The organism is Exiguobacterium sp. s16 (genome assembly GCF_018618115.1).
GTDB lineage: Bacteria > Bacillota > Bacilli > Exiguobacteriales > Exiguobacteriaceae > Exiguobacterium > Exiguobacterium mexicanum_A.
This window is the reverse complement of record NZ_JACSLM010000014.1, coordinates 1-13,069: the sequence shown is the minus strand read 5'-3', so window position 1 is coordinate 13,069 and position 13,069 is coordinate 1. Positions and strand designations below refer to the sequence as shown.

13 protein-coding genes are annotated in these 13,069 nt (G+C 51.0%); all 13 read left to right on the top strand.

Annotated features, from left to right (window positions below):
- Window positions 1-22 precede the first annotated feature (22 nt).
- The 13 genes from hpt (at window position 23) to lysS (ending at window position 12,710) form a co-directional block, all read left to right on the top strand.
- Window positions 23-568 carry a hypoxanthine phosphoribosyltransferase gene (hpt, locus tag KNP86_RS14855; RefSeq protein WP_021068188.1) on the top strand — a complete coding sequence of 182 codons (546 nt, stop codon included), beginning with the start codon at window positions 23-25 and terminating at the stop codon, window positions 566-568.
- Window positions 569-673: 105 nt separating this feature from the next.
- Window positions 674-2,701: an ATP-dependent zinc metalloprotease FtsH gene (ftsH, locus tag KNP86_RS14850; RefSeq protein ID WP_034781808.1), complete on the top strand. Its 2,028-nt coding sequence runs from the start codon at window positions 674-676 to the stop codon at window positions 2,699-2,701.
- A 94-nt stretch (window positions 2,702-2,795) separates the two neighbouring features.
- The gene (locus tag KNP86_RS14845; protein WP_214755088.1) at window positions 2,796-3,560 is read left to right on the top strand and encodes a type III pantothenate kinase; all 765 of its coding nucleotides are present in this window, start codon (window positions 2,796-2,798) and stop codon (window positions 3,558-3,560) included.
- A gap of 20 nt (window positions 3,561-3,580) precedes the next feature.
- Window positions 3,581-4,507 (top strand): Hsp33 family molecular chaperone HslO, encoded by a 927-nt coding sequence (gene hslO, locus KNP86_RS14840; protein ID WP_051627654.1) that lies wholly within the window; start codon window positions 3,581-3,583, stop codon window positions 4,505-4,507.
- Window positions 4,508-4,593: 86 nt separating this feature from the next.
- A complete protein-coding gene (gene cysK / locus KNP86_RS14835) occupies window positions 4,594-5,547 on the top strand; it encodes a cysteine synthase A (protein WP_021068192.1) in 954 nt (317 codons plus the stop codon).
- Window positions 5,548-5,641: 94 nt separating this feature from the next.
- On the top strand, window positions 5,642-7,021 hold the full coding sequence (locus KNP86_RS14830; RefSeq protein ID WP_214755086.1) for an anthranilate synthase component I family protein: 1,380 nt from the start codon (window positions 5,642-5,644) through the stop codon (window positions 7,019-7,021).
- On the top strand, window positions 7,018-7,602 hold the full coding sequence (gene pabA / locus KNP86_RS14825) for an aminodeoxychorismate/anthranilate synthase component II (protein WP_214755085.1): 585 nt from the start codon (window positions 7,018-7,020) through the stop codon (window positions 7,600-7,602). Before KNP86_RS14830 ends, pabA begins: the two co-directional genes overlap by 4 nt.
- Window positions 7,586-8,416, top strand: coding sequence for an aminotransferase class IV (locus KNP86_RS14820; protein ID WP_214755083.1), 831 nt, complete (start codon window positions 7,586-7,588; stop codon window positions 8,414-8,416). Before pabA ends, KNP86_RS14820 begins: the two co-directional genes overlap by 17 nt.
- Complete coding sequence (gene folP / locus KNP86_RS14815) at window positions 8,413-9,198, top strand: dihydropteroate synthase (protein ID WP_021068196.1); 786 nt, start codon at window positions 8,413-8,415, stop codon at window positions 9,196-9,198. Before KNP86_RS14820 ends, folP begins: the two co-directional genes overlap by 4 nt.
- Window positions 9,191-9,556 (top strand): dihydroneopterin aldolase, encoded by a 366-nt coding sequence (gene folB, locus KNP86_RS14810; RefSeq protein ID WP_034781816.1) that lies wholly within the window; start codon window positions 9,191-9,193, stop codon window positions 9,554-9,556. Before folP ends, folB begins: the two co-directional genes overlap by 8 nt.
- Window positions 9,553-10,056: a 2-amino-4-hydroxy-6-hydroxymethyldihydropteridine diphosphokinase gene (gene folK, locus KNP86_RS14805; protein ID WP_034781818.1), complete on the top strand. Its 504-nt coding sequence runs from the start codon at window positions 9,553-9,555 to the stop codon at window positions 10,054-10,056. Before folB ends, folK begins: the two co-directional genes overlap by 4 nt.
- Before the next feature lie 79 nt (window positions 10,057-10,135).
- Window positions 10,136-11,074, top strand: a complete 939-nt coding sequence (gene dusB / locus KNP86_RS14800; RefSeq protein ID WP_233005531.1) for a tRNA dihydrouridine synthase DusB — start codon at window positions 10,136-10,138, stop codon at window positions 11,072-11,074.
- A 145-nt stretch (window positions 11,075-11,219) separates the two neighbouring features.
- Complete coding sequence (gene lysS / locus KNP86_RS14795; RefSeq protein WP_021068200.1) at window positions 11,220-12,710, top strand: lysine--tRNA ligase; 1,491 nt, start codon at window positions 11,220-11,222, stop codon at window positions 12,708-12,710.
- Window positions 12,711-13,069 lie beyond the last annotated feature (359 nt).

The following is a 13,069-nucleotide window of genomic DNA, read 5'->3' as shown; positions in this document are numbered from 1 at the left end:
TAAGAAAGAGGAGGATTTTAAGATGTCATTAATGAACGATATGGAGAAAGTACTGATTTCAAGCGAAGAGATTCAAGGTAAAGTGAAAGAACTCGCTACAACACTTAGCGAAGAATATAAAGAAGAGTTCCCACTCCTCGTCTGTGTGTTAAAAGGTGCGATGCCATTCATGTCAGACCTCGTCAAAGAAATGGACATCCATTTAGAAATGGATTTCATGGACGTGTCGACGTACCATGGCGGAACGTCATCGACGGGTGAAGTTAAAATTGAGAAAGATTTAAATACATCTGTAGAAGGACGCGACATCTTGATTGTAGAAGATATCATTGATAGTGGACTCACGCTCGGCTATCTCGTCGACTTGCTCAAGTACCGCAAAGCCAAATCGGTTAAAATCGTGACGCTTCTCGATAAACCGACGGGCCGCAAGAACGGATTGTCGGCAGATTATAGCGGTTTCGTTATTCCGCACGAGTTTGTTGTCGGCTATGGTCTCGATTACGAAGAGAAATATCGTAACCTTCCGTACGTCGGTGTGCTCAAGCCGAGCATTTACGGGGGCTAACGTTTTTCTTTTGAAAATGCGTCGTGTTAAGATAAAAGAAATACCCAAAGTATACACATATACTGAATGGGCGAGAACATCGTTTCTCGGAATAGGAGGCAGAGAATGAATCGTGCAGTGAAAAACACCTTAGTTTTCGGTGTGATTTTCCTAGCCTTGATCTTGTTCCTTCAATATTTACAAAACCCGAATAGCCAGAGCGAGACGCTTACGTATTCGAAGTTCTTGGAATATGTGGAAGAAGGTCGGATTGAAACGGCAACCGTACAAGAAATTCCGGGAGCCATCTCAATTACAGGAGATCTAACAGGAGACGAAGATCAGCGTTTTGAAACGAATATCCCGGCCAACGAGGCCGAATACGCCGAAGTGCTCTCGTCACTTCGCGCGGATACCGACATCCAAATCGAAGAAGCAGAGTCGAGTGGTAGCTGGTTCAGCATCGTATTCGCGATCTTACCGTTCATCATCATCTTCATCTTATTCTTCTTCTTGCTCAACCAAGCCCAAGGTGGCGGTGGTGGTGGTCGTGTGATGAACTTCGGGAAATCGAAGGCGAAATTATACGATCAAGAGAAGCGCCGTGTGACGTTTGAAGACGTTGCCGGAGCGGATGAAGAGAAGCAAGAGCTCATCGAAGTCGTTGAATTCTTGAAAGACCCACGTAAGTTCTCGAAACTCGGGGCACGGATTCCGAAAGGTGTCTTGCTTGTCGGTCCTCCGGGAACAGGTAAAACATTGCTCGCTCGTGCAGCTGCAGGAGAAGCCGGTGTACCGTTCTTCTCAATCTCAGGTTCTGACTTCGTCGAAATGTTCGTCGGTGTCGGGGCGTCACGTGTACGTGACTTGTTCGAGAATGCGAAAAAGAACGCACCGTGTATCATCTTTATCGATGAAATCGATGCGGTCGGACGTCAACGTGGCGCTGGCCTCGGTGGTGGACATGACGAGCGTGAACAAACGCTTAACCAACTTCTTGTCGAGATGGATGGATTCAGTGACAACGAAGGGATCATCATGATTGCCGCGACGAACCGTCCGGATATTCTTGACCCGGCCCTTCTTCGTCCAGGCCGTTTTGACCGCCAAATCACGGTTGATCGTCCGGATGTTAAAGGCCGTGAAGCGGTACTCAAAGTTCACGCCCGCAACAAGCCACTTGATTCGACTGTCGACTTGAAGTCGATCGCGCAGCGGACACCTGGATTCTCAGGTGCCGACCTTGAAAACTTATTGAACGAAGCAGCGCTCGTCGCAGCCCGGTCTGACCGTTCAGCGGTATCAGTCGTGGATGTCGAGGAAGCGATTGACCGCGTCATCGCCGGTCCTTCTAAGAAGAGCCGTGTCATCTCGGAGAAAGAACGACAAATCGTCGCCTATCATGAAGCGGGTCATACGATTATCGGGATTGAACTTGAGAATGCAGATGAAGTGCATAAAGTGACGATCGTTCCTCGCGGTAACGCAGGCGGCTATGTCGTCATGCTTCCAAAAGAAGATCGCTACTTCATGACGAAACCTGAGCTTGAAGATAAAATCGTCGGTCTCCTCGGGGGCCGCGTGGCGGAAGACGTCATCTTCGGTGAAGTGTCAACAGGAGCAAGTAATGACTTCCAACGTGCGACTGGTATCGCCCGGAAGATGGTCATGGATTACGGGATGAGCGATAAGCTCGGGCCGCTCCAACTTGGGTCAAACCATGGTGGACAAGTCTTCCTCGGCCGTGACTTCCAAACGGAACAGAACTACTCGGATGCGATTGCACAAGACATCGACCTCGAGATTCGTGATATCATCAACCGTTGTTACGCCAAAGCGAAACAAATCTTGACGGATCGTAAAGACGATCTTGAGCTCGTCGCGAAGACGTTGCTCGAAGTCGAGACGCTCGATTCGAAACAGATTCGTCACTTGATCAAGACGCGCGAATACCTTCCGCACGAACCGGAAGAGCCGTCTGAACCATCGAAAGATGATGCAAGCGACGAAGCGAAGAAAGATGAGGCGGCCGTCAAGCACGGACAAGTCATCGATCAGCCTGGAGTCGTTCAAGAAGCGAAGCCGGACGTTGTCCCTGAAGGCGATAAGCCGGAAGCGACGCCGACGGAACGCCCGAACAACGAATCACGCTAAGTGTAAGAGACGAATGCCCTAAACAAGGCATTCGTCTTTTTTCGTGTTATAATTCGAGCGAACTGTAATTGACAACAAAGTGAGGAACGCTATCATGATTTTAGTGATTGATGTTGGGAATACAAATATTGTCCTTGGGATGTATGACAGCGAGACGCTCGTCCATCATTGGCGCATCTCGACCGACCGCACGAAAACGACCGATGAATACGGCATGCTCGTGAAATCGCTGTTCGATCATTCGAACGTTTCGTTCGATCAGATTGACGGCGTGATTCTATCTTCGGTCGTCCCACCGGTCATCTTTCCGCTCGAGCAGATGTCGCAACGTTATTTCAACGTCCGGCCAATCGTCGTCGGTCCCGGCGTGAAAACCGGTCTCGACATTCATGTCGACAATCCGCGCGAAGTCGGAGCGGACCGAATCGTTAACGCGGTCGCTGGAATCGCCAAGTATGATGGACCGCTCATCATCGTCGATTTCGGTACGGCGACGACATACTGCTATATCGATGAGAATCGCCGCTATCACGGAGGAATTATCTCGCCGGGTATCATGATCTCGGTCGAGGCGCTCTACCAACGGGCGGCTAAATTACCTCGTATCGAGCTTGCGACGCCACCTACGGTCGTTGGGAAAAATACAATTCAAGCGATGCAGTCCGGGACGTATTACGGCTATGTCGCACAAGTCGATGGCATTGTCGGCCGCATGAAGCGTGAAGTCGGAGAAGCGACCGTGATCGCCACAGGCGGTCTCGCACGTTTGATTAGCGAGCATGCCGAGACGATTGATGTCGTCGATTCATTTTTAACGCTCGATGGGCTTCGTCTCATCTATGAGCGCAACCAGAAATAAACTTAAAGGAGTTACTCGATATGATTCAACCAGAACAACAAGCATTACTTGACCAAATGAAAGCCGATTACCTCGTCCGTGCCCTCGGGTTCAACGGGGAAGTCCGCGCGTTTGCCGTCCGGACGACGAAAACGATCTTTGAAACGCAACTCCGTCACCAGACGACACCGGTCGCTTCAGCAGCGCTCGGCCGCACGATGACGATCGGGACGATGATTGGTGCGATGCAAAAAGGCGCCGCTCGCGTGACGCTCAAAGTCGAAGGCGATGGACCGATCGGGAAAATCATCGTCGATGCTGATACGGCGGGAGACGTGCGCGGTTACGTGTCACATCCTCGTGTCGAAGGCGGCACGTTCGTGAATGATCACGGTTTGACGAAGCTGAAAGTCGGTGAAGCCGTCGGACGCGGGACGATTTCGGTGATTAAAGACCTCGGTTTAAAAGATTTTGTCGGCGGCTCGTCTGAGATTCAAACGGGTGAGATTAGCGAAGACTTCACGTACTACTTCGCGACGTCAGAACAAGTGCCGTCAGTCGTCGGTGCGGGTGTGCTCGTCCTCCCGGAAGATGAATCGATTCTTGCGGCCGGTGGCATTATCGTTCAATTGATGCCGGATGCGTCAGAAGAGACGATTCAAGCGCTTGAGCAGGCGCTCAAAACGTTCCCGCCAGTGTCGGTGCTCATCGGAGAAGAGAAGACACCGGAAGAGATGCTCCATATGCTCCTTGGCGACAGCCTCGAAGTGTTGGATCAAAAGCCGGTCCAATTCAATTGCACATGTGGTCGCGACCGTATGGAAAGCGCGATTATCGGGCTCGGTGCCGAAGAGATTCGTCACATGATTGAAGAGGATGGCGGCGCTGAAGCGGTTTGTCACTTCTGTGGCGAGAAATACCACTTCTCGGCGGAACAATTAGAAACGATGAAACAACAAGCACGCTGACCGCTTTGCTCCAAATTGCATATTTTGAATCTGATAGGGTATGATTACAATATCGGAATAGTCGGAATTATGGAGGAGGAAATAAAATGCGTATCGTAGATTCAGTAACAGACTTGATTGGAAAGACACCGATTGTGAAGTTGAATGGATTGACTGGCGCTGAAGATGCCACGGTTTACTTAAAATTGGAGTATATGAACCCGGGCTCTAGCGTAAAAGACCGGATTGCGCTCGCTATGATTGAAGCGGCGGAACGAGAAGGGGTCTTGAAACCAGGAGATACGATTATCGAACCGACCAGTGGGAACACGGGAATCGGTCTCGCCATGGTCAGTGCGGCCAAAGGCTATAAAGCGATTTTGGTCATGCCGGAAACGATGAGCATGGAACGTCGCAATTTGCTTCGTGGCTACGGCGCCGAACTTATTTTGACGCCGGGTCCTGAAGGGATGGGCGGAGCGATTCGCCGTGCGACGGAAGAGGCTGAACAAAACGGTTATTTCCTCCCGCAGCAGTTTAACAATGAAGCCAACCCGAACGTGCACGAGATGACGACGGGACCTGAAATCGTCGACGCGTTCGATGCGTCAGGCCTTCAAGTCGATGCGTTCATCGCCGGCGTCGGGACAGGCGGAACAATCACGGGAGCGGGTAAAGTGTTGAAAGCCCACTATCCGAACGTTCAAATCTTAGCGGTCGAACCGGTCGATTCACCGGTCTTGTCGGGTGGTAAACCAGGCCCGCATAAAATCCAAGGGATCGGGGCCGGGTTCATCCCGTCGATTCTCGATACGGAGATTTATGAAGGTGTCCTTCAAATCACGACCGATCAGGCGTTCGAATACGCACGTCTTGCGGCCAAAACGAACGGCGTGCTCGGAGGCATCTCATCTGGGGCGGCGATCGCAGCCGCTGTCGATACGGCGAAACGTCTCGGTAAAGGAAAAAACGTGTTGGCGATTATCCCGTCAAACGGAGAACGCTACCTCAGCACACCGCTCTATCAATTCGATGAAGAATCAGATAGCGTACGCTCGTAAACAAACGGCAGTTACCGGGAGACAACTTCTTTCGGTAACTGCCTTTTCTTGTGTACAATTAAAGGCATGAATCAGTGGAACGGGGGAATGTGGCGTGAGACAAACAGCGTTCAAAACCATGCGCATGACAAAAGAGAAGATGTACGACACGTATATGACATTAACTGAAGGGAAGAAGCACTATGCGTGGTTAGAGAGCGGACGCGCCGGCCGCTATACGATGGCCGGGATTGAGCCGTTCGCTTCGCTTCACGTGAAAGATGGGATCGGAACGCTCGAGACATCAGAGGCGACGGAAACACTTTACGGTGCCCCGCTCGACATCGTCGAAACAATTCGGACCCGGTACGCCACCGAGCGGCCAGCAGGTGCTCCCCCATTTTTCGGCGGGATGATCGGTTATGTGAGCTATGATGTAGCCCGTACCCTCGAACGTTTACCACGGCAAGCGGAAGACGATTTGGCAACACCGGACGTCTCGTTCTTGTTGTTCGATGAAGTAGCGGTCTTCGATGAAGAAGAATCGCTTTTATACGTGATGGTCACGGCCGATGAGCAAGCGGAGGCGAAGCTCGAGCGCTTTGCCGCCCTCTGGCGAACAGAAACACATTATGCGTTTCCGCCGCTTACGAGTGGAACGGTCGAGCGATCCCGTTCGCTGTCACAGGATGAATTCGTTGCGGCCGTGCAAAAGATTCAAGACTACATCGTCGAGGGCGATGTGTTCCAAGTGAACTTGAGCGTCCGGCAGTCGGAACCGCTTGTCGCACACCCGCGTCACATCTACGACACGCTCCGGAAAGTGAACCCTTCACCGTATATGGGTTATTTCGTTGACGACTCGCTCACGATGGTGTCGGCTTCACCAGAACTGTTGATTGAAAAACATGGCGCCGCCATCTCGACCCGCCCGATCGCCGGAACGAGACCGCGAGGCCGGGATGAGGCAGAGGATCTGGAACTGGCTCGGACGCTGCTCGACAATGAGAAAGAGCGGGCCGAACATGTCATGCTCGTCGACCTGGAACGAAACGACTTGGGCAAAGTCGCGGCTTACGGGACAGTGCATGTCGATGAACTGATGGTCATCGAGAAGTACTCGCACGTCCAACATATCGTCTCGAACGTGCGCGGTCTGATGCGGGACGGCGTATCGGGAGCCGAAGCACTCGGCGCGATGTTCCCGGGCGGCACCATCACCGGGGCGCCGAAAATCCGGACGATGGAAATCATCGAGGAACTCGAACCGGTCCGGCGTGGGATTTACACCGGCTCATACGGCTGGCTTAGTTGGGATGATGACCTCGTGTTCAACATCACGATTCGGACGATGGTCGTGAAGGACGGAATCGCCCATGTTCAGGCTGGTGCCGGGATTGTGATTGATTCGGATCCTGAAGCGGAGTACGCCGAATCACTTTCCAAGGCGAAAGCGCTATGGACGGCGAAAGAAATGACGGAGGCGACAGTATGATTTTACTCATCGATAACTATGACTCGTTCACATACAATTTAGTTCAATACTTTGGGGAGCTCGGTGAACAACTCGTCGTCCGTCGTAACGATGACATCACGATCGAGGAAATTGAAGCGCTCGCCCCAAGTTATCTCGTCATTTCGCCTGGTCCGTGCACACCGAGTGAGGCGGGTATCAGCATCGACGCGATTCAGGCGTTTGCCGGTCGCATCCCAATTCTTGGCGTCTGTCTCGGACATCAAGCGATTGCTCAAGCGCTCGGCGGGAAAGTCGTCCATGCCGAGCGGCTCATGCATGGCAAGACGTCAGCGATTCAACATGACGGAAACACGCTGTTTAACGGCATCCCGCAACAGACAATCGTGACACGCTACCATTCGCTCGCGGTCGAACGAGATGCGTTACCGCCGTGCTTGAAAGTCACGGCCGAGACGAGCCTGGGAGAAATTATGGCACTCCGGCATGAAACGTTACCGATTGAAGGGGTCCAGTTTCATCCAGAAGCGATTTTGACAGAACACGGCAAAGACATGATTCGTAATTTCGTCGAGGTGTATCGTCATGTGGCTTTGGCATAACGGCGAACTGCGGGGCAGCTCTGAAGTAACGATTCCGGTGGAAGATCACGGATTTTTATATGGGATGGGCCTATTCGAGACGTTTCGAACGTTCAATGGCACCCCGTTCTTGTTTGGCCTTCACTGGGAACGTCTCGAAAAGAGCTTAGCGGAACTATGGATTGATTTACCGTATACGAAACAAGAGATGGAGCAGGCGATTCAAGACGTCGTTCGTCAAAACGGGACCCCGAACCTGTATGTGCGCTTGAACGTGTCCGCGGGGGTGGCGCCACTTGGACTCTACGACGGACGCTACACTCGTCCAAACGTGACACTGCTCGTCAAGCCGTTACCGGAATCGATCCAGCCCACGGAAAAACGGCTGGAAGCCATCCCGTTTCCAAGAAGTCGGCCCGAAGCGGCATTCCGCTTAAAATCCCATCATTATATGAACAATATATTAGGGAAGCGCATGCTTGTTGATCGGGAGGCGGAAGGACTGTTCGCCGATGACTCAGGACATGTCGTAGAAGGGCTTGTCTCGAATATCTTCTGGGTCGAAGCTGACCAACTTTGGACGACGCCGCTCGCGACGGGACCTCTGGCTGGGGTCACGCGACGTTGGGTGATGGATACGTTTGATGTGAAGGAACGTGATGTGACGTTTGCGGAACTTACACAGGCAGACGAGATTTGGTTGACCAATTCGGTTCAACAGATTGCTCCGATCACAGACTATGCCGGGAACAGCTATCCAGGAAAAGACGGGGCAAAATTTAAAGCATGTTGGTCTGTCTTGTTGCATGCGATTGAAAGGGAAGAAACGCGATGACAAAAATCATGGGAATTTTAAATGTGACACCGGATTCGTTTTCGGACGGAGGACGGTATACGGCGCTCGAACAGGCGGTCGCTCACGCCAAGCAACTCGTTCAAGACGGAGCGGACGCGATTGATATCGGCGGGGAATCGACACGGCCGGGAGCCCGGTTCGTCTCGGCGGAAGAAGAAATCGAGCGAGTCGTTCCTGTCATTCGTCAACTGAAGCAAGAGCTCGACGTGCTCATCTCGATCGATACGTACAAACCGGTGGTGGCAAAGGCGGCATTAGAAGCCGGGGCCGATATCATCAATGACGTCTGGGGCTCGAAGTGGGGCGATCAATCGATGGCACAAGTGGCACGGGCGTTTAACGTTCCCATCATCTTGATGCACAATCGCGACAATCGAAATTATGGCCATTTCATTGAGGAGGTCGTCGGTGACTTGTACGAATCGATTGAAATCGCCCAAGCGGCCGGTGTGCCGGATGAGATGATTTGGTTAGACCCGGGAATCGGCTTTGCGAAAGACTATGCGCAAAACATGGAGTTGATGAATCGACTCGACGTGATCACGAACCTCGGTTATCCGGTGTTACTCGGAACGTCGCGGAAATCATTTATCGGGCAAGCGCTTGATTTACCGACCGAAGAACGACTGGAAGGGACACTGGCGACGACGTGTCTAGGCATCATGAAAGGCTGTGCGTGGATTCGGGTCCATGACGTACGAGAGAATAAACGAGCGTCACTCATGATGGACGCGATGCTGGGAGGCGGACAAATTGGATAAGATGTTTGTGAATGGGATGCGTTTCTATGGCTATCACGGTGTGTTTGAAGAAGAGAATCGACTCGGTCAACGGTTTAACATCGATTTGATGTGTGAGTTGGATTTGGCGCCGGCGGGACAATCGGATGATTTATCAGACGGGGTCAGCTACGCCGGTCTCTATCAATTGACGGAAGACATCGTCACCGGGGAGCCAGTCAATCTACTTGAGGCGCTGGGCGAGCGCATCACGACGGCTGTTTTGGCCCACAGCGACAAGATTCAAAGCGTCACCGTCAAAGTGATTAAGCCGGACCCGCCCATCCCGGGTCATTATGACTCAGTCGCAATTGAGATGACACGGAGACGGAACGTATGATGTACGTAGCGCTGGGCTCGAACATTGGGGAGCGTGCCAACTATCTGGCAGAAGCGATTCAAGCGATGGCGGTAAACGGTCTTCAGGTGACGAAAGAGTCATCCGTATATGAGACGGCACCGGTCGGATACACAGATCAGCCATCCTTCTATAATATGGTCGTCGAAGTCGAGCCGTCCCTTTCTGCGGAAGCAGCCTTGCTTCAACTCCAACAGATTGAACGGGACCTAGGGAGAGAACGACTATTCAAGAATGGACCGCGTACAATCGACCTTGACATCTTGGTCTATAACAGCGAAGATATACAATCGAAGCAGTTAACTGTTCCGCATCCACGGATGCATGAACGCGCTTTTGTCCTTGCCCCGTTCGCGGAGATTGCTCCGGCGGTCGAGGTAAAGGGAATGACGGTGCGGGCGTTGCTAGAAGCCCTTCCTGCGTCGGAACGACAAGATGTCTTCCGTCTCGGGCCGTTACAATCATTGGTCAGCTCGGTTTAACGTTAGCAAAGGAAGTGGAGAAGTGTCAGGGTTCAAAATTGGTAACATCGATATAAAGAACCGCGCCGTCCTTGCCCCGATGGCCGGAGTGACAAACCCTGCGTTTCGTCTGATCGCTAAAGAATTTGGCGCGGGACTCGTCTGTGCTGAAATGGTCAGCGATAAAGGGATTTTATTGGAGAACGCAAGAACGCTCCGGATGCTGTACGTCGATGAACGGGAAAAGCCGCTCAGCCTTCAGATTTTTGGCGGTTCGAAAGACACACTCGTCAGAGCGGCCCAGTACGTGGATCAAAACACGAATGCGGACATCATCGATATCAATATGGGTTGCCCAGTCCCGAAAGTCACGAAGTGTGAGGCGGGTGCCAAATGGTTGCTTGACCCGGACAAAGTTTACGAGATGGTGAACGCCGTGTCGCAAGCGGTGGATAAGCCGGTCACGGTCAAAATGCGCCTCGGTTGGGACGAAGACCATATTTATATTCTCGACAATGTTCGGGCGGCTCAATCTGGAGGAGCGGCGGCGATTGCGATTCATGGTCGTACGCGGTCTCAACAATATGAAGGAACTGCAAACTGGGATTGGATTGGCGAAGCCAAGAAGATTGCGACGGTTCCGATTATCGGTAACGGCGATATCTCGACACCTCAAGAAGCAAAACATGCGATTGATCACTACGGTGTCGATGCCGTCATGATCGGGCGGGCAGCACTTGGTAACCCATGGATGCTGTATCAAACGGTGCAGTATTTGGAGACGGGTGAACTTCCGCCAGAACCAGCGGCGCGTGAAAAAATCGACATCTGTATGTTGCACCTCGATCGATTGATTGCCATCAAAGGAGAAGTGACTGCCGTTCGCGAGATGCGTCAACATGCGGCGTGGTACTTGAAAGGGTTGAAAGGCAGCGGCCCGGTTCGGAAGCAAATCAACGAAACGGAATCGCGAGATGCTTTTGGCATCGTGTTGTATCATTTTGTGGAACAGCTCGAGCGACAAATGCAAGAAGTGTGAACTAGTGAAAAAAATTGATTTGTGGTAAGCTTGTTTGGCGAAAAAGTGAACCACACAAGCAAACGGTTTAGGCTGTGCTGTTGGCCGTGAGGCTGACAGTTTTTTATTAGACATCCCCAATACGTATAGAGGAGTGAATGGAGTAGTGAGTCACGAGTTGGAAATGAATGACCAAATGCAGGTTCGGTTTGAAAAAATGACCGAGATGCGTGAACAAGGGCTTGACCCGTTCGGACGTCGGTTCGAACGTTCTGCCCACGCCGGTGAATTACATGAACAATATGAGGCGATTGAAAAAGAAGCCTTGGCCGAACAAGACGTCGAAGTGACGCTTGCCGGACGAATCATGACGAAACGTGGAAAAGGGAAAGTCTTCTTTGCCCACATCCAAGACGTCACAGGACAAATCCAAATTTACGTTCGTAAAAATGACGTAGGTGACGAACCGTTCGATTTATTCAAATCATCTGACCTTGGTGACATCGTCGGTGTGAAAGGGAAGTTGTTCAAGACGAACGTCGGCGAATTGTCGATTCATGTTGAAGAGTTTGAACTCTTAACAAAAGCACTTCGTCCGCTTCCTGATAAATATCATGGTTTAAAAGATGTGGAGCAACGCTATCGCCAGCGCTACTTGGATTTGATTACGAATAACGATTCGCGTCAAACGTTTATTCTGCGTAGCCGCATCATCTCGGAAATTCGGAATTTCTTGAACCATCGCGGTTACTTGGAAGTCGAAACGCCGATGTTGCATACAATCGCAGGTGGAGCGGCGGCCCGTCCGTTCTTGACGCACCATAATGCACTTGATATGGAATTATATATGCGAATCGCCATCGAGCTTCATTTGAAGCGCTTGATTGTCGGTGGTCTCGAGCGCGTGTATGAGATTGGCCGTGTCTTCCGTAATGAGGGGATCTCAACACGTCATAACCCAGAGTTCACGATGATTGAATTGTATGAAGCGTATGCGGACTATAATGACATCATGGATTTGACGGAAGAACTCGTAGCTCACGTAGCCCAAGAAGTTCTTGGCACGACGGACGTTCAATATGGAGAAGATACGATTCATTTGGCTGTCGGTTGGAAACGTGCGCACATGGTCGACTTGGTTAAAGAAGAAACAGGCGTCGATTTCTGGCAACAGATGTCTGATGAAGATGCACGTGCACTTGCAAAAGAGCACGGTGTCGAGATTCAAGACCATATGACGTTCGGTCACATCGTCAATGAATTCTTTGAGCAGAAAGTCGAAGAAACATTGTTACAACCGACGTTTGTCACAGGTCACCCTGTCGAAGTATCGCCATTGGCGAAAAAGAACGATACAGATCCACGCTTCACGGATCGATTCGAATTGTTCATCGTTCGTCGTGAACATGCGAACGCCTTCACGGAATTGAATGATCCGATTGATCAGCGTGAGCGTTTCGAAGCTCAACTTCTTGAGAAAGAAGCAGGGAATGACGAAGCCCATGAATTGGACAACGATTTCCTTGAGGCGCTCGAATACGGAATGCCACCAACGGGCGGTCTTGGAATCGGAATCGATCGCCTCGTCATGTTGTTGACGAATGCACCATCGATTCGTGATGTTCTATTGTTCCCGACGATGAGACACCAACAGTAAAGAATCGTTTTAACCTCTCGCTCTTACGAGCGAGAGGTTTTTCTATGGAGAATGTTGCCGATTTAAAGAGGCTAAAAACTTTTTTAGAAAAACTTTTGCAAAAAGTCTTGCGTTCTATTTAGGGATGCGGTAAAGTAATAAACGTTGCCGCTGATGGCAGCGGAAAAGAATAAAAAAAGTGGTTGACAACTGTGTCGATGACTTGTATTATTTTAAGAGTCGCCAATGAGCGATAGACGAACTTTGAAAACTGAACGATGAGGCAAAAATAAGTTTTACAATTTTTGAATGAAGCGCAAGCTTCGTCATTTTTAAAGAGCTATATCAAATTCTTTGGAGAGTTTGATCCTGGCTCAGGA